A 21,140-nucleotide genomic window follows, 5' to 3' on the forward strand; every position below is an offset into this window, starting at 1 on the left:
TCTACTCCTTCAAAACAGCTTCAATGTATTTTTCCGGATTCAGCAGATTCTCAGCCGTCTGATTGACATACGGTGAAACCCATTCGGTTCCGAGCCCGAACAGAAGCGACAAAAGGAGAAAAGCGGCTGCCGGATAAAGAAGTCCTTTTGCGGACCGTCCGCCTGCGCCGGGGACTTCTTTTTCTTCCCCCCAAAAAGCCGTCGTAAAAACCTTCAGCACGGAATAGAGCACAAGCAGGCTTGATAAGAGAATCAATACGGAAAACAAAGTTTCCCCCTTATCGAACCCGCCTTCCGCGATCTTCAGCTTGCCCACAAATCCGCTGAACGGCGGGATGCCGGCCAGAGATATGGCTGAAATAAAGAACATCCATCCTAAAAGGGGATAACGGGTGATCAGTCCGCCCATTTTATGCAGGCTGGCAGTGCCCGTCAATGCGATAAGCGTGCCGGCGAGCATGAACAGCGCTCCTTTAATCAGCATATCGTGAATCAAGTAATAAACCGCTCCTTGAATGGAGGCCGGCGTGTTCATGGCAATGCCGAACAAAATCACGCCGACGGCTGTAATAATATTGTAGATGACGATTTTCATGACATCCGAAAAGGCGATAGATCCGATGACGCCGAATAGCACCGTCAGCATCGCAAGCCACATCATCAATTGGTGGGTAAAGCCCGTATCGTGAATAAAGATCAGGGTGAATACTCTTAAAATGGCGTACAGGCCGACTTTCGTCAAAAGAGACCCGAATAAGGCCGAAATCGCAGCCGGCGGGGCGTAATAAGAGCCCGGCATCCAGAAATACAGCGGGAATATCCCGCCCTTTAAACCGAAAACGACGAGAAGAAGGACGCCGATGACGGTTATCAGCCCGGTCTGGCCCGATTCGCTTATTTTTACGCTTAGGTCAGCCATATTCAGCGTGCCCGTCACCGCATATAAGTAACCGACGCCGATGACAAAAAACGCGGATGACACAATGTTAAACACGATATACTTCAATGATTCTCTTAATTGAATTTTCGTTCCGCCAAGCACGATCAGCATGTAGGACGCGATAAGCAGAAGCTCAAAAAAGACGTACATGTTGAACAGGTCACCCGTCAAAAACGCTCCGCTTACGCCGGCCAGAAGAAACTGCACCCCTGAATAATAGAAAGCGCGCTCCCTTTTTTCTCCGATGGAGCGGAAGGAGTACAGGGTGACGAGCAGCCCGATTATGGCGGTTGTCAAAACAAGCAGTGCGGCAAGCTGATCCGCGGCGAGCACAATGCCGTACGGCGCTTTCCAGCCGCCGAGTGTCAGCGTCTGAATCCCGTGTGTGAAAACCGTCTGAACGAGAGCGGCGCTGATGACGATGGAGACACAGGAAGCGGCAGTGCTGAATATCCGCATCAGCATCACGCGCCTGTTCATAAAAATCAGCAGCACTGCGGCAAGCAGCGGCACCAGAATAGGCAATATCACAAAGTTATTCATGTTGATCATTTCCCCTCATTCGATCCATATCGTCCGTTTTCAGTTCCTGATAGGCGCGGAACGCCATCACAAGCAAAAAGGACGTGACGCCGAACGAAATAACGATCGCCGTCAGTATGAGTGCCTGCGGCAGCGGATCGACAAACGACGTGCTTTTTCCGCCCAGTATGGGAGGAGCGCCTTTTTTCAGTCCGCCCATGGTCAGAAGCAGCAAATGGACGCCGTGGCTTAAAAGCGCGGTGCCGATAATCACGCGCAGCAGACTTTTAGAAAGCAGCAGGTAGGTTGCCGCCATAAACAAAATACCGGCAATGACAGACATTAAGATTTCCACTATTCTTCCTCTCCAATCGTTTGAATAATGGTCATCGTCACGCCGACAACAACGAGATACACACCTAAATCAAACAAAGTGGCCGTCGCAAGCTCCGTATTCCCAAGCACAGGGAGATGAAAATGGCCGAATGTATGGGTGAGAAAGGGTGCTCCGAATAAGAACGAACCTGCACCCGTTGCAATCGCGATAAGCAGACCCGCGCCCGCCACATAAATAAAATTGACGGGCAAAATCGATTTGACGGTTTTTAAATCAAAGGCCAAAAGCAACAGCACGATGGCCGAAGACGTAATCAGTCCGCCGACAAATCCTCCGCCGGGGGCGTTATGCCCCGATAAAAATAAATAGAAAGAGAAAAGCAGAATGATAAAAGATACAAGCTTCGTTGCCGTCTGAAGGATGATGTCGTTTGTGTTTTGCTGTCTCAACGCTCTTCTCCCTCCTCTTTTACTTTCGTTCTGATCATGCCGTAAATCCCGAGTGCGGCAATCGACAGCACCGTGATTTCAAACATCGTATCAAATCCCCTGAAATCAACGAGGATGACGTTGACGATATTGTTTCCTCCCCCGAGCTTATGGCTGTAAGCGGTGAAAAAGGAGGAGATGCTGTCTTTTGTTTTTTCGCTGGAAGACGCGATTCCGAGCATTGTCACGATGACGCCGACACCGAGAGAAATGATAAAATTGGTCATCCGGAATGTTCTTGTCTTCTTTTTCCGCCGCATTTTCGGCAGATGGTAAAAACAAAGAAGAAACAAGGCGACGGATATCGTCTCAATGACGAGCTGCGTGAGCGCCAGATCGGGGGCTCTGAAAATCACGAAAAACAGCGCGAGTGTGTACCCGACAACACCGAGTGAGATAATGGCCGTCAGCCGCGATTTGGCGAACACAGTCGCAATCGTTGCGCTCACCATAACGAGGGACAGCACGATTTCATACAGGCCGATTTCAGCCATGCCTTTCGCTGTCATGGAAAAGCCGCCTTTTGTGACGAACGCCGCCCCGATGAGAATGATAAACGCCGCAAAGATATACAGCAGATAATCCCGCAAAAATCCGGTCATATAAGATGACGTCAGCTGGTAAGATCTTTTTTCCATACTGCCTGTCACCGCATCGTAAAGCTTGTTCAGCGTCAGTTTTTTCGGAAACAGACCGTACAAACGCTCCCATTTAGACAGCGTTACGTAACCGATCGTGCCGACAATGATGATGCCGAGGGTCATCATTACCTCAGCCGTCACCCCGTGCCACTGGGAAATATGGACATGGAATGTATCTCCGCCGGTTAACAGAGCCGGATAAATGGAGTTCATCGCCGGTTCAATCAGGCTGTAAGACAAAACGTTCGGTGCAAAAAACAGACTGACGGCGCAAGCGGCAAGAATGACCGGCGAAATCAGCATGCCGAGCGGAGCTTCATGCGGCGTCTTTTCAAGCTGATCAGGTTTGCGCGCGCCGCTGAACGTTCTGAAAAACAGCTTCATGCTGTAGATGAAAGTGAAGACGCTCCCGATCCATGCGAGAACGGGGAACAGCACGCCCCATGTATCAAGACTGAAAATATCTGCATGAGCAATCCGCAGCATACTTGTAAAGAACATTTCTTTACTTAAAAAGCCGTTAAACGGAGGGAGGCCCGCCATGGAAAACGTTCCGATCAGTGAAACGGTGAACGTTACCGGCATAAGCGCCATCAGTCCGCCGAGCCTGCGGATGTCCCGTGTTCCCGTTTCATGGTCGATAATGCCGACCGCCATAAATAAACTTCCTTTAAAAGTAGCATGGTTAATTAAGTGAAACACAGCCGCAGTGACAGCCGCCGTAAAATACTCTGAATGCTGGTAATGAAGCGCGGCGGCTCCTGCGCCGAGCATCGATACAATCATACCGAGCTGGCTGACTGTGGAAAATGCCAGAATCGCTTTTAAATCGGTTTGTTTCATCGCATTAAAGGAAGCCCATACCATCGTGATCAGACCGACTGAGGCAACCGTCCAAAACCAGACGGGTGAAAATGCAAAAACCGGACTGAATCTGGCAATCACATAAATGCCCGCTTTCACCATTGTAGCCGAGTGCAGATAGGCGCTGACAGGAGTCGGCGCCTCCATGGCATCAGGCAGCCAGATATAAAACGGAAACTGCGCTGATTTCGTAAAGGCCCCCAATAACAGGAGAACCATCGCCGGAATAAAGAACGGATGGCCTGCGATAATATGCACCTGGTTGACCATTTCCCTGATACTGAAAGAATCCGTCATCAGATACAGCAGGATAAAGCCGCCGAGCATGCACAGCCCGCCGCCGACGGTAATCAGCAGTGACTTTTCCGCCCCGTAGCGTGATTTCTTCCGCTTATGCCAATACCCGATTAATAAGAAGGATGACAGGCTTGTCAGCTCCCAGAACATATACAGCACGATGACGTTATCGACGAGCACAACGCCGAGCATCGCGCCCATAAACATCAGCAGGTACACATAAAAGGGGCCGAGCTTTTCTTTGTCCTTCGATAAGTAAAAAATACTGTAAAGCGTCACCAAAGACCCGATGCCCGTAATCAATAAAGCGAATAACAGCCCGAGTCCGTCAATATAAACGGTATAGTTAATACCGAGGGACGGAATCCATTCGGCCGCATACCGGACGGTTTCCCCAGCCATTGTTACAGGGAGCTTGCTGATAAAGTAAACAAACAGCACAACGGGCACTATCAGCACAAACCAGCCTGTATGGACTTGTTTTACCCGTTTATAAAGAAAGGGAACGATAAATGCAAATAAAAAAGGCGCCAAAATCGCGAAATGTAACAGCTGCAACAGAAGACCTCCTTTGCTTGTTTTTTCATCAAGCAACTGCTTTATGTAAGAGTGAATCAATCAATTCACGGTCATAGGACCCAGTACAAATTATATCGCACTTTTTTTTACCCTGCTACGGCATAATGTATTCCTCTCTGTGTTTTTGTGGTCTTTTGAACCCAAAATAAATTTATCAAATATCCTGATCTTTGTATATACATTTATCTTTCAGATCAAGCTTTTAAAAAGGAGCTGGTCAGATGAAGAGAAAGGCGGCGGCCTGTATTGGAATATTTTGTTCTATTATTGCAGGAACATTCATAGCGGACGATTTCTGCAAAACGCGGCAGCAGACGGAGGCAGATAATTGGGAGCGTTTTTTTCTCGGTGCGGAATACGCAGAAGACAAGCTGAGTGCGGCTGAATCAATGCAAACGCCGTTTCAGCCGCGTGAGTATATCAGAATCGTATATAGATGAAAAGAGTTCCGGCACCAGGGTGCGGAACTCTTTTTTGTGGCAATCAGCGTTTTCCTTTAATGTAAGGGATGCCGTTGGCTTTAGGCGCATCCGCGCGGCCGATAAAGCCGGCAAGCGCGAGAATGGTCAGAATGTAAGGAGCCATCAGCATGTATACATTCGGAATGTCTTTGAACAGGGGCAAAAGCGAGCCGATAATGCTCAAACTCTGCGCAAATCCGAAGAACAGCGCAGCCCCGAGCGCGCCGATCGGATGCCATTTGCCGAAAACCAGCGCGGCGAGAGCGATAAAGCCTTGTCCGGAAATGGTGGAGTGCGTGAAATCAAGCGCGATCGTGGAAGCATATACACCGCCGCCGAGCCCGCCGAACAGCCCGCTGATCATGACGCCGATATAGCGCATGCCGAACACGTTGATTCCCATCGTATCGGCCGCCATCGGATGTTCCCCGACAGAACGGATGCGGAGGCCGAACGGCGTTTTGAATAAAATAAACCAGGAAACAAAGGCCAGTACGATGGCTAAAATCGACGTATAATATACGTCGGAAAAGAAAATCTTTCCTAAAACCGGAATATCGCTTAACCCGGGAATGTTCGTTTTGTAAAAGGGCTCCGGGATTTTATCAGTCTGCGCCTTTCCGTAGATCAGCTTGACGATAAACAGTGTCGCTCCTAACGCGAGCATATTGATCGCCACACCGGTTACCGTCTGATCGGCGCGGAAAGAAACCGCGGCGGCCGCGTGGATCAGTGAGAACAGTCCGCCGGCAATCATAGCCGCAGCCAAGGCGAGCCACGGAGCGGCGGCGCCAAGCTCGCGTCCGAAAAATAAGTTGAACATGACGCTTGTAAATGCGCCGATAATCATCAGTCCTTCAAGACCGATGTTGACAACCCCCGATCTTTCAGAAAACACGCCGCCGAGAGCGGTTAAAATAAGCGGAGCCGCATATACGAGTGTTGCCGGGACAATAATGGATAAAATCTGCAGGAAGTCCACTTAATTCGCCCCCTTTTTCTTCAATTTATCAAGGATGAGACGGATGGCGTAGCTTGATGCCACAAACAAAATAATAATGGCGATGACGATGTCAACGACTTCAGAAGGCACCCCGGATTCAATCGGCATATTTAATGCCCCGACTTTAAGGCCGCCGAGAAGACATGCCGCCAGAACAACGCCGATTGCCGTGCTGCCGCCGAGAAGCGCAACCGCAATGCCGTCGAAGCCGACGCCGGTAAATGCGCCCTTAACCGCCGCGTATTGAAAGGTTCCGAGTCCTTCCATCGCGCCGGCAAGCCCGGCGAAGGCGCCGGAAATCATCATGGCGTACATCATATTTTTTCTGACGCTCATTCCGGCGTATTGTGCGGCGTGCTGGTTAAAGCCGACAGCCCGGAATTCAAATCCGCTTTTTGTTTTATGAATGATAAACCACATGAGGACTGCCGCAAACAGAGCGATCAGAATGCCCCAGTGAAGGCGGGAGTAATCTGTCAGCTGCTCTAAAAACGGCGAGCGGAGCGACGCGCTTTCATGAATTTTGTCTGTTTTGTCCCGGTGGTCCGTCATGACATCGGAAATGAGATAATTGGTTAAATGAAGAGCGATATAATTCATCATGATCGTGACAATCACTTCGTGGACAAAAAAACGGGCTTTTAAAAATCCGGGAATCAGGCCCCAAATGCCGCCCGCAGCCGCAGCCGCCAATAACGAAAGCGGAAGGTGGATGTAAGCGGGGGCGTCAAAGGAAGCGCCGACCCACACCGCGGCGGTCCAGCCGACAAGGAGCTGTCCTTCAACCCCGATATTAAACAGGCCGGTCCGAAATGCGAATGCCACGGCCAATCCGGACAAAATATATGGCGTAATCTGCCGGATCGATTCCCCGATGTAATACACTTCTCCGAAAATGCCGCTCCAAAGAGCCGAATACCCGCTTACGACATTGTAGCCGCTGGCGAGCATGATGACCGCACCCGCAGCTAATCCAAGGATGATCGCAATCAGCGGCACAGCCAGATGAGAAAGTCGATTAATCATGTGTTTTCCCCGCCTCCATTTGCTTACTTCCCGCCATTAAAAGTCCGAGCTCCTGCTCGTTTGTTTCAAGCGGATTGACGTTTGCGATGATGCTGCCTTCAAAGATGACGGCGATGCGATCGCTGAGATTCATTATTTCATCAAGTTCAAAAGATAACAGAAGCACCGCTTTACCGGCGTCACGCTGCTCAATGATCTTTTTATGGACGAATTCAATCGCGCCGACATCGAGTCCCCGCGTCGGCTGGGCCGCAATTAAAAGATCCGGATTTCTGTCCACTTCCCGGCCGATAATGGCCTTTTGCTGATTCCCCCCGGAGAGAGCGCGCGCAGGCGTATATTCATCAGGTGTTCTGACATCGTATTCTTTAATCAGGCTTCGCGCTTTGTCATAAATCGTGTGTTTATTTAATATGCCGAAAGAAGAGTAGGGCTTTTGGTAATAACTTTGCAGCACGATATTTTCTCCGATCGGAAAATCAAGGACGAGCCCGTGTTTATGCCTGTCCTGCGGAATATGCCCGATGCCGGCTTCAGTGACTTTCCTGGGCGGCATGTTTTGCAGCTGTTTGCCGTTTAACGTGATCGTGCCGGCATTCGTTTTTCTGAGACCTGTAATGGCTTCAATTAATTCAGACTGGCCGTTTCCGTCAACGCCCGCAATGCCGACGATTTCACCGGATCTGACTGAGAGGGAGAGCTGTTTGACCGCCTCAACGCCGCGCGCGTCTTTAACCGTTACATCAGAAAGTGAAAGCACTTCTTGTTTCGGATCGGCCGCTTGTTTATCCGTCTTGAATGACACTTCGCGTCCGACCATAAGGCTTGCCAGTTCATCTTGATCCGTATGTGCGACATCAAGTGTTGTAATGCCTTTTCCTTTCCGGATAATGGTGACACGGTCGCAGACTTCCATAATCTCTTTTAATTTGTGGGTGATGAGGATGATTGATTTTCCTTCATTGACAAGATTTTTCATAATCTGAATCAGTTCTTGAATTTCGTGCGGAGTCAGCACCGCGGTCGGCTCGTCAAAAATGAGAATGTCGGCGCCCCGGTAGAGGGTCTTTAATATTTCCGCCCGCTGCTGCATACCGACGGAAATATCGGCAACTTTGGCTTCAGGATCAATGTGCAGGCCGTAACGGTCGGAAATATCGCGCACGTCCCGGGCGGCGCGCTGTCTGTCAATCCGGCCGAAAGTTTTCGGCTCTTTTCCGAGAATGATATTTTCTGAGACGGTAAAGGTATCCACAAGCATAAAATGCTGGTGCACCATCCCGATGCCGAGATCGTTGGCTTTGTTCGGGCTGTTGATGTGAACGCGTTCGCCCCGCACCCGGATCTCGCCTTTTTCCGGCTGATACAGGCCGAATAAAACGTTCATGAGTGTCGATTTTCCGGCGCCGTTTTCACCGAGAAGGGCGTGTATTTCGCCTTTTTTCACTTGAAGCGTGACGTCATCATTGGCGACGATTCCGGGAAACTCCTTGCGTATATTAAGCATTTCAATGATATAATCCACCGATTTGACGCTCCTTTTCAGAGATACTTTGATGAGAAAGAGCTTGGCAAAAGAAAAGCTGCAAGAGATGCAGCTTTTCCTTCACCGCTCTTTTCATAAAAGAGAGGGGATAAGCACGGAAGTCTCCTTATCCCCTGGTTCTTACTCAGCCTTGAAGGATTTCAATTCTTTTTCAGTTGAAGGGATCTCGAGTCCGTCCGCAATTTTCTTCTTCCAATCGTCTGTTGCTTTGATGACGTCGTCAGAAAGGTTTTCCTTGTGATCCGAGATGCCGACTGCATCTTGCGCCAAACCGTATGTTAATGTTTTGCCGCCCGGGAATTTGCCGTCACTCGCTTTTTTCGTTAAGTCCTCCACGGCTGTATCCACTTTTTTGACCATTGATGTGAGAGTGACATTGTCTTTTGTGCCTTTGACTTGACCTTCCGCGTACTGGTCTTTATCAACACCGATAACCCATACGTTCCGCTTCGGATCTTCCTTTTTTAGATTTTTCGCTTCTGTGAAGACGCCCGTTCCCGTTGCGCCGGCCGCGTGATAAATGACGTCAACGCCTGATTTGTACATACTTTCAGCCGTCGCCTTACCGACATCGGCTTTGTCAAATCCGCCCGCATATTTCACTTCGACGGTCGCTTTCGGATTTGCGGCTTGTACACCCGCGCGGAAGCCGATTTCGAATTTTTTGATCAATTCAGACTCCATTCCGCCCACGAATCCGACTTTTCCCGTTTTGCTCGATAGCGCAGCGGCCGCTCCCACGAGGAATGAACCTTCCTGCTCTTTAAATGTAAGGCTCGCCACGTTGTCTTTTTTGACAACGGCGTCAATGATCGCAAAATTTGTGTCTTTGCGCTGATCGGCGATTTCGCTGATGGAATCCTGCATCAGATACCCAACGCCGTAAATCAGGTCAAAGTGTTCCCGCGCTAATTTATTTAAGTTCGTTGTATAATCTGCATCTGATTTTGATTGAAGATAGTCAAAACCGCTTTTGCCTTTTGTAAGCCCGTTGTCTTTTCCGAATGCCTGAATACCTTCCCAGGCGGACTGGTTAAATGATTTGTCATCGACACCGCCGATGTCCGTTACCATGCCGACGGTAAAGTTTTTACTGCCGGAGCCGTTTGCTTTGTCACTTGAACCGCATGCGCTTAATATGGTTCCGGCCGCCGCGATGAGCGCCATCGCCATTCCGATTTTGCGTTTTTTCAAAGATATAACCCCCCTGTAAAATATGGCTGTGCTGTTCAATTCAGACTTGAGTCCCCGTACCGGATGCAGAATCGAAAAAACTTTCTGATAATAATGATGAGACGTCTCTCTTTTTCCCGCCTTGAGCGGCTGTCTCTTCCGTGTTCGGGACTTATGACTTATCTGAAAAGATCTGCTAACCAATCATAATTTATCATTTTACCCGCCATAAATAAATAGAAATTTGCTTATTTTTTAAAAAATATCAATTTTATGAATCGGCTTCCTCATCTGGATAAAACAGAGGAGGATCAGCCGGGTCATTATCCTTATATAGCATACAAAAAAGGAATCTCAAGCCTTTTGTCACGGGATATGACAGTAAAAAAGCACCGTTCACAGCGGGACGGCGCTTTTTGACATTATAAATATTGTTTGATGCTGCTGACATTGCCGGTGTTGATATGATATTGGAAGACGGGTCTGCCGATCGTGCCGTACGCCATTTCTACATTCAGCACTTGTATGTCTTCCAGAAATTTAAGGTATTTCCGGATGGAGACTTGCGAGATTTCAGTATGCTTGGCGAGATCTTCTGTGGTAAAAGAGCCGTCACCGAAAGACTCAATGCTCGCCCAGATGAGTTTAAGCGTGCTTTTTGTCAATCCCTTCGGAAGGTGAACCTTTTCCGCCGCTTCTTTCTTTTGAAAAAGCTCGGCATCCAATTCTTTCTGTGTCATGCTTCTGTGTGATTGATAAACTTTCTGCTTGCGTCTGTAGTCGGAAAGAGCGGTTTGAAAGCGGTCAAATTCAAATGGTTTGATTAAATAATCGACGGCGCCGTACCGAAGCGTTTTTTTGATGACGTCCAGCTCGCTTGCGGCCGAAATGACGATGACATCAACCGATTCATTTTGTTTGCGGATTTCCGTTAATAGCTCAAGCCCGTTTTTTCCCGGCATGTAAATGTCAAGAAGGATGAGATCGATATGATGCTCGCTCAGCACGTGCAGCGCGCTTTGAAAGGATGATGCGATCCCTTTCAGCTGAAATCCTTCAATCTGGCTGAGATAGCGTTTATTTAATTCACCCACCATGGGGTCGTCTTCAACTATGAGTACATTAATCATCATTTTCCTCCTTCGGTTCATACGGAATGCGAAGACTGAAAGTCGTTCCTTCATTCTTTTCACTTGTCACAATCATATGGCCTTTTAAATTTTCTGTTGCCTGCTGGGTGAAATAGAGGCCGAACCCCCGGTTTGTCCCTTTCGTGGAATAACCTTGTTCAAAAATACGGGCTTGGTCTGCCGCAGACATTCCGGCTCCCGTGTCCGTAATCTCTATATCAAGCTGGCGATCCTGAAACCGCATCGAGCACGTAATGTTTTTTTTCGGCATCTGCGCCACCGCATCGAGCGCGTTGTTTAACAGGTTTCCGATAATCGTAATGAGCTCATGGATGACGGCCGGATCTGCCGCATTCGGGATCAGGCTGCCGAGCTGAATGTCCAGATCAGCGCCCTGTTCGCGTATGTAGCTTTGTTTTCCTAGAAGAAACCCTGCGAGAACCGGACTTTTGACATCACTTATAATCTCGCTTGTTTCCGTCTTCTGCTGAATGGCAATGTCTTTAATGTAAGTGCCGAGATCATCGTATTCTTTTAATTGGACAAGCCCTAAAATGACATGAAGCTTATTCATGAATTCATGAGACTGGGCTCTTAATGCGTTTGCATACATTTTAACACCGGACAGCTGTTCTGCTAAATGTTTGACCTCCGTTTTGTCCCTGAACGTGGCGATCGCTCCGACGGTTTGTCCTTTCAGATGAATCGGAACCTCATTAAAGACCAGCTCAAGCCCGTTAATGCGGATATCCCTGTCCTGAAGCGGTTTTTTCGTTTCAATCACTTGTTTCAGCCGGCTTTTCGGGAGAATATCGTTCACATCTTGATCGACCGGATTAGTCGGAATACCCATTTTAATAAAAAGCCGTTTCGCTTCCGCATTGGCAAGCTTGATTTTTCCCCGCGCGTCAACCGCCAGGATGCCTTCCTTCGTTGATTCGAGCATGGCGCTCCGCTCTTCCAGGAGGGTGGCGATTTCATAAGGCTCAAGACCGTACATAATGTTTTTGACGGTGCGGGCGACAATGACGGCTCCGATGACGCCGACAAAAATACTTACGCAGATGATGAAATAAAGCGGTCTCAAACTGTGGCTGACGACATCCTGTATTTTGTTAAGCGAAATTCCGACCGAAACGACGCCCACTTGTTTTTTATCTTTTCCATAGATCGGTACGAAGGCTCTCATGGATTTTCCGAGAGTTCCCGCTGATGTGCTCGTTTTGATATGTCCGTGCATCGCCGGCTGTTCGTCTCCGCCGGTGAATTTCTTCCCGATTTTATTTGCGTCGGGGTGGGTGAGGCGGATGCTGTTCATATCCATCACCACGACAAATTCGGTTCCTGTCGTATGCTGGACGTCTAATGTATAATCCCGGAGCTCTTTCAGCCCTTTTCTTGTTTGCAATGCCCGCGCGACACTCGGTGTTTCCGCGACCAGCTTTGCGGTGCGCAGCGCGGTCGTCCGTTCTTCTTCTTTCACGCGGTCTGCTGTTTGGACGCTGATCGTGAAAAAGGTGATACAAAGTGCGATAAGGACGACAATACAGACGAATATCGTTAATCGGGTTTGCAATTTTAATGTTTTTTTCATAACAGCCTTCCTTACGTTTATCATTCCCGCGTTCTACTTTACTCCGAAAAAGCCGGTTTGTGAAGATCAGGCCCTTATTTCGTAAAAGTGAGGAAAAATGGTATTTTTTATCTTGTCAATGTGTTTTAAGTCCTCCATAATAAGTGAGGTAGATTACAGAAAGGGACTTTTTATATGAAAAATACTTATTGGACGGGTTATTTTCCGCTCGTTGCGATTCTGCTTTTTAGTTCGTCATTATCCATTTCTACCTCGCTTTATGTCATGAAGATACTTCAGACGCTCGGCATGTATCAGGGGATGCTGGATTATTTCTCTGAAAAAGGGATCAGACTGGCGCTTTTTGCAGCGTTCGCCCTTGTGTATTTTATGCTTTTTTCGGCTTTGAAGCTGATTGCAAACACAGTGACAGAGCTGTCTCTTTTGTTTTTCACAAATGACCCTGAAGGGGACAATCTGAAAAAAATCAGATTAGGCTCTTTAATTTATGTAGGCGGAGGAATTCTTTCCTTTGCGCTCGTGCAGAATGGTTTTTGGATTGCGGCGTTATTTGCCGTTGTTACGCTCGTTTATTTGATTTTCATGGTGTACAGAATCTATTCGACACTTTCGATCGTTTCGCTGATCGGTTTTATATTGCTTGAGATTCTGTTTTGGTTTACTTTTGTTATCGGTATTTTGTACATCTTTATCAAGCTTTATAATAGCATAATGGCTAGCTTACCTGTGTAAGCTAGCCATTTTTGTTAAGACAGAAATCTGTTTTTGATCTCAGGGGAGGGGAGCATGCATGCTTCCCTTTTTCCGAACCATTTGTAACGGCGCCGGGCGATGAAAGAATAGGCTCTGTCCCTGAGGGGGCGGGGCACTGCGAAAAAAACCGCTGACAGCCGCCAGGCTCCGCGGAGATGACGGGAAACCTTTAACACGGCTGCGGATTTTTTGTATATCCGCCCGTTTTCGATAAAAATCATGCTGTCAAATTGTTCTGTCGGAAGTCCTTCTGATGCCAAAAGCTCCCGGGCGGTATCTGATTGCAATGATGCAAATGAGATTTTGCCGGCCGGATCGCGTTTAATGATGAATTGAACTGCGCCGCTGCATAAGTTGCAGACGCCGTCAAACAAAAGTACGCGGTCCGGAAGCTGAGCTGGTTTCAAAGCGGATCCCCTCCGTTATCTTTAATAAGCTGCCTGCAGCGTGTTTTTCCAGATCGAAAGCTGAGGGCTTGCGTCATGAAGATATTCGACGCTTGACGGTGTATCCTTGCCGACCCATACCCCCATCGTATAAGCGTCCGTCAGGCCGACAAACCACATATCGTGATAGTCATTTGACGTTCCTGATTTTCCGCCGACGTACGGAGCTTTAAAGTTCGCTTTTTTTCCTGTTCCGCTTTTGACGACGGCTTTCATCATTTCTTTGATCTGCATGTTGGTCCGCACGCTGAATACCTGCGTCGGCTCATCTTTCCATTTTAATATCGTTTTTCCTTTTAAATCAGTCACTTTTGTAATCGCGTGACTCGGCGTATAAACGCCGTTGTTGCCGAACGTGGTGTACGCATTGGTCATTTCAAGCGGCGTCATGCCGTTTGTAAAACCGCCAAGCGCCGCAGGCAGACGGTAATCCGCGCTGACCAGCTTCGCGAAATGAAACGGTTCAAGGTAGCTGAACGCCTTATTGACACCGACGCGGTCCATGATTCTGATGGCCGGTGTGTTGTACGAGTATTTAAACGCCGTTTCCAGCGTGACCGTACCGTACGTGCGGTTATTGTAGTTTTGCGGACAGTAATCCGCACTGCAGAATTTGCTTGCGTCAATCTTGCTGTGTGGCGTTGCGCCTGTCTTTTCAATATAAGGTCCGTAATCAAGCAGCGGCTTAATGGATGAACCGGGCTGTCTGTATGCCTGATAGGCACGGTTGAAATCATATTTATGGTAATCTTTCCCGCCTGAAAGCGCGATAATCTGATGTGTCTGATGATTAATCACGGCCGCTCCGCCTTGGACGCCTGCATACGGCAGATTTTGATTCACTTGGGCGACGACCTGGTTTTGCATATACGGATTCAGCGCCGTATAAATCTTCACGCCGTCTTTTAACAATGTGCTGACTCTGTCTGAAAGCTCACTCTGTATTTTTTGTTTCGCCTTTCCGGAAGCTTTTTCAAGACGTTTGTCATAGCCTTCGGATGATGAAACAAGCTGTGTGAATTCATCATTTACATAGGAAACATAGTCAGGATATTTATTTGTTTTTTCGTTTATATCAAGCTTGATCTTTTCCTTTTCGGCTTTTTTCAGCTGTTTCCCGGATATAACGCCTGCTTTTTTTAATCCGTTAAGCAATCTGACTTGTCGTTTTTTCGTATAATCAAAATGCTTGAGAGGATCATATAATGTAGGGTTATTAGGGATTGCGCAGATAAAGGCCATTTCTCCCAAAGTGAGAGATTTCAGCGGCTTGCTGAAATAAAATTGTGCCGCCGAACCGACACCGTATACGCCGTTATTAAAATAAATCGTATTTAAGTAGCCTTCTAAAATCTCATCTTTGCTGTATTTTTTCTCAAGCTGATAGGAATAGGCCAGCTCCGTCAGTTTTCGGCTGAAGGTGCGTTCATGGCTTAAATACACATTCCTTGCCAGCTGCTGGGTGATGGTGCTGGCGCCCTGATCAATTTTATGATCTTTGAAATTGGAGGCGGCCGCCCTGACCATCCCCATAAAGTCAAACCCTTTATGCTCATAAAAATGACGGTCTTCAGAGGTTAAAAACAGTTGTTTTACCTCATTCGGTATTTTATTAAAGGGCACGATCACGCGGTTCTCATGATCGCTGACAATCTCAGAAACAAGGCTTCCGTCCCTGTCATACATGTAACTGTTTTGAACCAGGTTGATCGCTTTTAAATCAATATGTTTATCGAGCACCTGATCAAAAGGCTTGATTTGTTTTACCTCTTTGCCGGAAGCAATAACTGTAAATGCACACAACGGGATAATGCCGAGCAGCAAAATCCATCCGATTATTTTACGTACCATGGTCACTCTCTTTTCTCCTGATTTCTAGCCATATCGTATCATTCTTTTAAGAATACGAGAAGGTTAAATTTAGAAGAAATCGTGATCGCTGCCGGTCAGCCCGCATTTGACGCTGTATCCTTTTGCAGATGTCCCGCCATCCATAAGAGCCCCGCGCCTATTAAAAAGAGAAAGGCGGTGACGTAGAAAGCAGCCGAAATGGAAAAACCGCTTGAGACCGCACCTCCGAGCAGAGGGCCGAGCACATTTCCGAGAAAACGAAAGCTGACGTTATAGCCGAGCACCTCTCCCTGGATGCTGCCCGGCGCCCTGACGCGGATTGCGGCCGTAATGCAGGGGAGCGTGCCGCCCATGACCATGCCGAACAGAAATCTGAAGACTAACAGAATGGAGAGGGAGGAGGCGAGCGCCTGCGGAATGAAAAACACCGCTGAGGCAATCAAAAGCACGATTAAGATCCGGCTGTGGCCGAAGCGGTCGCCGAAGTCCCCCCATTTCCGGGCAAGCAGTAAGCTTCCGAGTCCGGTCGCTGAAAACGCCATTCCGGAGAAAAAGGCTAAATTAACAGGTCCGTGCAGCTCATTGACATATAAAGCGAGCAGCGGCTGGATGCTGAAATTGCCGGTCTGCACGATCATAGTAAGCACCATCATCGCCCAAAGCGCGGGCTGGTGAAAAATATAAGAGAGCACCTGTTTTCTGGAATAGGTTTTCCGCTTGTTTTGTTTCTCGCCGAGCGGCTGCTCATTGACCTGAAATAAAACGAGAAGCACAGATGCGAAAATGACAAAAGACGTAATAAAAAATGTGTACGTAAACCCGAAGCTGTCAGCGAGCAGCCCGCCCAGCATCGGTCCGAATAAAGTGCCTGACACCTGACCCATCTGCAGCGTGCCGAGCGTCTTCCCGGCAGTCTCTTTCGGCGTCTGCGCCGAAATCATGGCAAGCGATGTCGGAACAAAGCCTGTTACTAGACCCATAAGCAGCCGCAGGACAAACAGCTGATAAACGGATGTCACAAACCCCATCAATAAAATGCTGACGGCAATGCCGGTTCCTGTAATCAAGAGAATTTTTTTGTAGCCGCGCTTATCGCCGAATCTGCCCCAAAACGGGGAAATCACAAACGCCATTAAAAACGTGACGCCGAACACATACCCGCTCCATCTCTGCACATACCCGCCCGAATGGGGGCTGATCGTTTCGATATATAACGAAAGAAACGGAACAATCATGGTCATGCTGGCGGAAATAAAGAAATTTGTAATCCAAATGACGACGAAGTTCTTCTTACGGACAGAAATAACATCACCTTCTTTACTTTTCGTGTATCTAATCATTAGTATATAGGAATGAATCCGGTATTTGTATTTTCGATGCGGATATAGGAAAATTCATTATTTTTAGAAAATGAAGAAAGTTTCAGAGGGGAAACTGATATACTATCATAAAATATCATTTTTGATCGGAGGAAAGGCAGGTGTAAAAAAAGTGGATCAGCGCAGTCTGCTCATTATTGATTTTGAATTTACAATGCCTGACGGAAAATACAGCCCGCAAAATTTCTTTCCCGAGATTATTGAAGCGGGGATTGTCAAGACGGTGAATGATGAAGTGACTGAAACGTTTTCGAGTTATATCAAACCGAAAAAATTTCCGAAGCTGACGAAACGGTGCAAAACCTTTCTGAACATCACCCAAAAAGACGTGGACGGCGGAATCACGTTTAATGAATTCATCCGCAAATTAAATGAGCTTGATCCTGATAAAAACTGCACGATCGTCACCTGGGGCAATATGGATATGAAAGTGTTAAAGCAAAATTGCATGTTTAACCACATCCCTTTTCCGTTCAAAGGAGAACTTCGGGATCTGTCCCTTGAATACAAAAACTTCTTCGGCGACAGAACATTGACCGGCCTTTGGAAAGCGGCAGAAGAGTATGGCGATAAAGGGACGGGCACGCATCATAAAGCGCTGGATGATGCGCGGACGACATACAAATTATTCAAGCTTGTCGAGCGGGATAAACAATATCTTGAAAAACCGAAACCTCCGACGATCGGTGATCGCGTCGATCTGACTGAACTGTTTCGCCGGGCCACATAAAAAAACCCAATCATGCCGACTGGGTCAAGTTCTTTTAAAATAGTCACGCTCTAACGCGGCCAAGTTGTCGAGCGAACGTTCCGCCCATTCTGAGCCGTCCGCTGTAAGCTGATCTTTCAGCCGGGCAGACGCCGCTTGTAAGGAAGCCGTATAATCAGGCACCTCGCCATCAAACGGTTTGACCATCTGATGCGGTATGTTTGTCTGTTCCCCGAATGCAAGCGCTCTTCTTTCATGAAAAAACGGAACATCCGCCTGCTTCGGATGATGAAGATCTCCTTGAGCGGGATGCGTCAGAACGGCTTTAATTTTCACTAAATAGTGATTGGGCCTGACGTCTGTCACTTCCCCTATGTATGCTCCTGTTTTATAAAACCCTTTTACGATTGTGCCGATTTCAAACGTATTCATAGCGTTCACCTCTCTCTAGTTATTCTATAAAAGATCAACGCGGTTGGCTAGTGAACAGCTGCCGGAAGCCTGACTGAGGCCGTTGTGCCCGAGTGCTCGCCGCTGGTGAAACAGACGGAGCCTTCATGATGCTGAATAATCGAGAATGTCACGGTAAGCCCGAGCCCGGTGCCGTTCGTTTTCAGCGTATAATACGGCTTGCCGAGTTTCTGCAGTTCTTCATCGGACATGCCGATTCCGTTATCCGTAATCTGAATGAGAATCATCTCTTCCTGTTTTTGGACGGAGACCTCGATTCGGCCGTTTTCAGAGGGCACGGCTTCAATACTGTTTTTAATCAGATTAATGAAGGCCTGTTTCAGTTTTTTTACATCGCCGAACACATATAAATCAGGCTCGCTTCGAACCGTAACGGTCACCGATTTAAAATTGGCATAAGACTCCATTAAGGAACCTGTTTCCTTTACGAGCAGAGAAATATCAAACTTTTCTTTTTCATAGTCATCCTGCTTCGCCATATCGAGATAATTCGTAATGATCGTCTGAGCCCGGTCGAGTTCGGACAGCACAAGTTTCTGATATCCGGAGTGGGATTTGTCCTGAAGCTGCTCGCCGCTGAACAGCAGCTGCACAAAACCTCTGACGACCGTAAGCGGATTGCGGACTTCATGGGCGACGCTTGCCGCAAGCTCGCTGACGACGGCCATTTTTTCTGAGTGAATCAGCCTTGCCCGCATGGACGCATTCTCATCAATGATCTCAATCAAATAAATGCACAGCAAAAGGGCGCTGACTTGAAAAAAAACAGATACTGCCGCCTCATAATAAACGGAAGATAGATTTTGAAAATTGAAAATATTGGTCGCGGAATAGATGAAGACAGATGCGGTTAATAAGGCGGTTTCAGTGCAGCCGATGAGAAGAGCGAAAAGCAGTTTCTTCCGCTTTGAAAAAAAAGGCCATTTCGTTTGGAGCTGGATAGGGATGATGATTAAAAAAGGAATTAAGGATAAGAAAAAAAGAGCGGAAGGTTCAAACCATATGAGCTGAAAAAAAACGGATGCCGCCCCTGCGGCAAGTCCTGCGGCGGTACCGGAATAAAGCAGGCAGACGATAATGGGAATCAGCTGCAAACCGTAACGGACGTAATGAAGCTCCTGGATGGGAAAAGCCGTACATAATAAGGAAGATGACGCTGCAAATACGGCGACCAGCAGGCGGTTCGCTCTCGGCACAAGCAAATCGGGCTTGCTGAGCCAGAAGACTTGATAAAGAAAAATAGGGAATAAAATAAAAGAGAAGTGAAGCAGGTAATCCTTTACGATCTCCATTTATGCGAAATCCTTTCCTATGTAAATATGAATCTATTATAACATCTTTACCGGAAAAAAAAGTATATATTTCTCTAAAGCGAACGCCCTTATCTCATCAGATAAAGGCGTTCTTTCCGCTGCTAAGCGAGCGCTGCTTTCATTCTCTCAAGCCCTTCTTTTACGGCGGCGGCTGAACAGCCGACATTAAGTCTCATAAATCCTTCGCCGCCCGGTCCGTATTTTGTTCCCGGCTCTAATATGATTTTCCCTTTTTTGAGCATTCTTTCTTTGAGCTCGGCATCCGAAAATCCGTATTCGCTGAAATCCATCCAGATCAAATAGGAAGCGTCAGGCTTCATCATGCGGACTTTCGGCAATTCTTTTCTTAAAAAGTCCTCAGCCAATTTCATATTCCCTTCAATGTAAGGAATCAGCGCGTCAAGCCAAGGGCCTCCCTTTGTATAGGCCGCTTCAATTGCTGCAACCGCAAATGTGTTAAGGCTGGAAATTCCGTTCTGATGCAATGCGGCGGAGAATTTCGCCCGCTTATACCGATCGGGAATGATAATGGCGGATGCCTGAATCCCGGCAATATTAAACGTCTTGCTCGGCGCGACACAAGTAACGGAAATCCGCGCAAACTCCTCAGACAGAGAAGCGAAAGGCGTATGCGGCTTTCCGTACAGCATTAAGTCGGAATGTATCTCGTCAGAAACGACGGTAACGTTATGGGCGGCGCACAGCGATCCGAGCTTCATAAGCTCATCCCGGCTCCACGCTCTGCCGGACGGATTGTGGGGATTACAAAGAATCATCAGCTTGACCTCAGAATCGTTCAGCTTTTTCTCAAGATCCTCAAAATCCATACAGTAGACGCCGTTTTCTTCCCGTAATGGGTTATGTAAAACCTGCCGTTTGTTTTCCTTGATCATCTGATAAAAAGGCGTATACACCGGTGATTGAATCAACACCGGATCGCCCGGTTCGGTAAAGGCTTGTACGGCCATGCTGATTGCCGTGACAACACCGGGACTGAACGCGATGCTTGCGGGATCGGGCCGGTAGCCGTGCCGCGTCTCAAGCCATGAAGCGACGGCTTCTCTTGTGTTTTCGTCAGGAGACGTGTAACCGAATATGCCGTGGTCAAGGCGGGCTTTTAAGGCGTCAGTGACCGCTTCGGGAGCGCGGAAATCCATATCGGCAACCCACATCGGAAGCGCATCCGATACGCCGAATAACGCTTCCGCCTTGTCCCATTTCACCGATTGTGTGCCAAGACGGTTTTCTCGAAGATCAAAGTTCATGTATGTCACTCCTGTAGTATCATTATTTTGCACAGCGTATCTATGATAAAATAGAATTGCAAACTTTATTATAAGCGGTGATGAAAATGGAAGAAAGCCAAGCGGTCATGGAAATGATGAAAATCATTGCCAAGTGGGACCCGTTTAAATATGGAGAAGATTTTTATGAGACAGAAGCCGTCGACATCGTTCAGGCCGTCTACAGTGAAGACCGTGCCGACAAGCTGGCAGCAGCCATTCAGGATATCTTTGAAGCTTCATTTGAGCAAAAGCTTCCGATCGAAGGCTGCCGAAAGGCCGCTGAGCAGCTTCTGTTCATAAAAGAAAGCAGCTCCTGCACCCCTTAAAAACC

The 21,140-nt window shown here is 47.7% G+C and carries 20 protein-coding genes; 4 read left to right on the forward strand and 16 right to left on the reverse strand.

From position 1 onward, the window contains the following. Position 1: 1 nt before the first annotated feature. From G9F50_RS11965 to G9F50_RS11980, 4 genes are read right to left on the reverse strand one after another with little or no spacing between them, the layout of a single operon-like run. Complete coding sequence (locus G9F50_RS11965; RefSeq protein ID WP_060561879.1) at positions 2–1,483, reverse strand: Na+/H+ antiporter subunit D; 1,482 nt, start codon at positions 1,481–1,483, stop codon at positions 2–4. Further along, positions 1,476–1,817: a Na(+)/H(+) antiporter subunit C gene (locus G9F50_RS11970; RefSeq protein WP_003152063.1), complete on the reverse strand. Its 342-nt coding sequence runs from the start codon at positions 1,815–1,817 to the stop codon at positions 1,476–1,478. The genes G9F50_RS11965 and G9F50_RS11970 overlap by 8 nt, the downstream gene beginning before the upstream one ends. After that, complete coding sequence (locus G9F50_RS11975; protein ID WP_007408670.1) at positions 1,817–2,248, reverse strand: Na(+)/H(+) antiporter subunit B; 432 nt, start codon at positions 2,246–2,248, stop codon at positions 1,817–1,819. Before G9F50_RS11975 ends, G9F50_RS11970 begins: the two co-directional genes overlap by 1 nt. Further along, entirely contained in the window at positions 2,245–4,647 is a 2,403-nt protein-coding gene (locus G9F50_RS11980) for a Na+/H+ antiporter subunit A (protein WP_151280771.1), read from the reverse strand. Before G9F50_RS11980 ends, G9F50_RS11975 begins: the two co-directional genes overlap by 4 nt. A gap of 242 nt (positions 4,648–4,889) precedes the next feature. Here G9F50_RS11980 and G9F50_RS11985 point away from each other — a divergent pair, with 242 nt between their 5' ends. Beyond that, positions 4,890–5,108 carry a hypothetical protein gene (locus G9F50_RS11985; protein WP_007408668.1) on the forward strand — a complete coding sequence of 73 codons (219 nt, stop codon included), beginning with the start codon at positions 4,890–4,892 and terminating at the stop codon, positions 5,106–5,108. A 43-nt stretch (positions 5,109–5,151) separates the two neighbouring features. Here G9F50_RS11985 and nupQ read toward each other — a convergent pair whose 3' ends face one another. The 6 genes from nupQ to malK form a co-directional block, all read right to left on the reverse strand. Then, the gene (gene nupQ / locus G9F50_RS11990) at positions 5,152–6,111 is read right to left on the reverse strand and encodes a guanosine ABC transporter permease NupQ (RefSeq protein WP_003152071.1); all 960 of its coding nucleotides are present in this window, start codon (positions 6,109–6,111) and stop codon (positions 5,152–5,154) included. Then, a complete protein-coding gene (locus G9F50_RS11995; RefSeq protein WP_165406569.1) occupies positions 6,112–7,158 on the reverse strand; it encodes an ABC transporter permease in 1,047 nt (348 codons plus the stop codon). After that, complete coding sequence (locus G9F50_RS12000) at positions 7,151–8,683, reverse strand: ABC transporter ATP-binding protein (RefSeq protein ID WP_165406568.1); 1,533 nt, start codon at positions 8,681–8,683, stop codon at positions 7,151–7,153. The genes G9F50_RS11995 and G9F50_RS12000 overlap by 8 nt, the downstream gene beginning before the upstream one ends. 141 nt (positions 8,684–8,824) lie before the next feature. Continuing rightward, entirely contained in the window at positions 8,825–9,898 is a 1,074-nt protein-coding gene (locus G9F50_RS12005) for a BMP family lipoprotein (protein ID WP_007408665.1), read from the reverse strand. A gap of 401 nt (positions 9,899–10,299) precedes the next feature. Continuing rightward, the gene (locus G9F50_RS12010; RefSeq protein WP_003152077.1) at positions 10,300–11,007 is read right to left on the reverse strand and encodes a response regulator; all 708 of its coding nucleotides are present in this window, start codon (positions 11,005–11,007) and stop codon (positions 10,300–10,302) included. Next, the gene (malK, locus tag G9F50_RS12015; protein WP_012118305.1) at positions 11,000–12,601 is read right to left on the reverse strand and encodes a malate sensor histidine kinase MalK; all 1,602 of its coding nucleotides are present in this window, start codon (positions 12,599–12,601) and stop codon (positions 11,000–11,002) included. The genes G9F50_RS12010 and malK overlap by 8 nt, the downstream gene beginning before the upstream one ends. Positions 12,602–12,775: 174 nt before the next feature. On the opposite strand from malK, the gene G9F50_RS12020 reads away from it, so the two are divergent. Next, the gene (locus G9F50_RS12020; protein WP_007408662.1) at positions 12,776–13,333 is read left to right on the forward strand and encodes a YufK family protein; all 558 of its coding nucleotides are present in this window, start codon (positions 12,776–12,778) and stop codon (positions 13,331–13,333) included. Positions 13,334–13,347: 14 nt separating this feature from the next. Here G9F50_RS12020 and G9F50_RS12025 read toward each other — a convergent pair whose 3' ends face one another. The 3 genes from G9F50_RS12025 to G9F50_RS12035 form a co-directional block, all read right to left on the reverse strand. Next, on the reverse strand, positions 13,348–13,761 hold the full coding sequence (locus G9F50_RS12025; RefSeq protein WP_014305710.1) for a thiol-disulfide oxidoreductase DCC family protein: 414 nt from the start codon (positions 13,759–13,761) through the stop codon (positions 13,348–13,350). Positions 13,762–13,782: 21 nt separating this feature from the next. Continuing rightward, positions 13,783–15,657 (reverse strand): transglycosylase domain-containing protein, encoded by a 1,875-nt coding sequence (locus G9F50_RS12030; protein WP_012118304.1) that lies wholly within the window; start codon positions 15,655–15,657, stop codon positions 13,783–13,785. A gap of 89 nt (positions 15,658–15,746) precedes the next feature. Next, positions 15,747–16,991: a multidrug efflux MFS transporter gene (locus tag G9F50_RS12035; RefSeq protein WP_007408659.1), complete on the reverse strand. Its 1,245-nt coding sequence runs from the start codon at positions 16,989–16,991 to the stop codon at positions 15,747–15,749. Positions 16,992–17,142: 151 nt separating this feature from the next. Here G9F50_RS12035 and kapD point away from each other — a divergent pair, with 151 nt between their 5' ends. Then, positions 17,143–17,760, forward strand: coding sequence for a 3'-5' exonuclease KapD (gene kapD, locus G9F50_RS12040; protein WP_003152084.1), 618 nt, complete (start codon positions 17,143–17,145; stop codon positions 17,758–17,760). Between the two features lie 24 nt (positions 17,761–17,784). Here the strand turns inward: kapD and kapB are convergent, their stop codons facing one another. The 3 genes from kapB to G9F50_RS12055 form a co-directional block, all read right to left on the reverse strand. Further along, positions 17,785–18,171, reverse strand: coding sequence for a kinase-associated lipoprotein KapB (gene kapB, locus G9F50_RS12045; protein ID WP_015240473.1), 387 nt, complete (start codon positions 18,169–18,171; stop codon positions 17,785–17,787). A gap of 47 nt (positions 18,172–18,218) precedes the next feature. After that, positions 18,219–19,502 (reverse strand): sensor histidine kinase, encoded by a 1,284-nt coding sequence (locus G9F50_RS12050; RefSeq protein WP_060561875.1) that lies wholly within the window; start codon positions 19,500–19,502, stop codon positions 18,219–18,221. Positions 19,503–19,624: 122 nt separating this feature from the next. Then, positions 19,625–20,788, reverse strand: a complete 1,164-nt coding sequence (locus G9F50_RS12055) for a MalY/PatB family protein (RefSeq protein ID WP_015240471.1) — start codon at positions 20,786–20,788, stop codon at positions 19,625–19,627. An 86-nt stretch (positions 20,789–20,874) separates the two neighbouring features. Between G9F50_RS12055 and G9F50_RS12060 the strand changes: the two genes are divergently transcribed. Beyond that, positions 20,875–21,135, forward strand: a complete 261-nt coding sequence (locus tag G9F50_RS12060) for a DUF1871 family protein (protein ID WP_015240470.1) — start codon at positions 20,875–20,877, stop codon at positions 21,133–21,135. The last annotated feature ends 5 nt before the right edge of the window (positions 21,136–21,140 follow it).

The organism is Bacillus sp. EKM206B (genome assembly GCF_011066015.1).
GTDB lineage: Bacteria > Bacillota > Bacilli > Bacillales > Bacillaceae > Bacillus > Bacillus velezensis.

What these genes read in the sequence shown, in the direction of transcription:
- G9F50_RS11965 (WP_060561879.1), bottom strand. Translation starts at nt 1,483, where the DNA reads ATGAATAACTTTGTGATATTGCCTATTCTGGTGCCGCTGCTTGCCGCA.
- G9F50_RS11985 (WP_007408668.1), top strand. Translation starts at nt 4,890, where the DNA reads ATGAAGAGAAAGGCGGCGGCCTGTATTGGAATATTTTGTTCTATTATT.
- G9F50_RS11995 (WP_165406569.1), bottom strand. Translation starts at nt 7,158, where the DNA reads ATGATTAATCGACTTTCTCATCTGGCTGTGCCGCTGATTGCGATCATC.
- G9F50_RS12010 (WP_003152077.1), bottom strand. Translation starts at nt 11,007, where the DNA reads ATGATTAATGTACTCATAGTTGAAGACGACCCCATGGTGGGTGAATTA.
- malK (WP_012118305.1), bottom strand. Translation starts at nt 12,601, where the DNA reads ATGAAAAAAACATTAAAATTGCAAACCCGATTAACGATATTCGTCTGT.
- G9F50_RS12020 (WP_007408662.1), top strand. Translation starts at nt 12,776, where the DNA reads ATGAAAAATACTTATTGGACGGGTTATTTTCCGCTCGTTGCGATTCTG.
- G9F50_RS12035 (WP_007408659.1), bottom strand. Translation starts at nt 16,991, where the DNA reads ATGATTAGATACACGAAAAGTAAAGAAGGTGATGTTATTTCTGTCCGT.
- kapB (WP_015240473.1), bottom strand. Translation starts at nt 18,171, where the DNA reads ATGAATACGTTTGAAATCGGCACAATCGTAAAAGGGTTTTATAAAACA.
- G9F50_RS12050 (WP_060561875.1), bottom strand. Translation starts at nt 19,502, where the DNA reads ATGGAGATCGTAAAGGATTACCTGCTTCACTTCTCTTTTATTTTATTC.
- G9F50_RS12055 (WP_015240471.1), bottom strand. Translation starts at nt 20,788, where the DNA reads ATGAACTTTGATCTTCGAGAAAACCGTCTTGGCACACAATCGGTGAAA.
- G9F50_RS12060 (WP_015240470.1), top strand. Translation starts at nt 20,875, where the DNA reads ATGGAAGAAAGCCAAGCGGTCATGGAAATGATGAAAATCATTGCCAAG.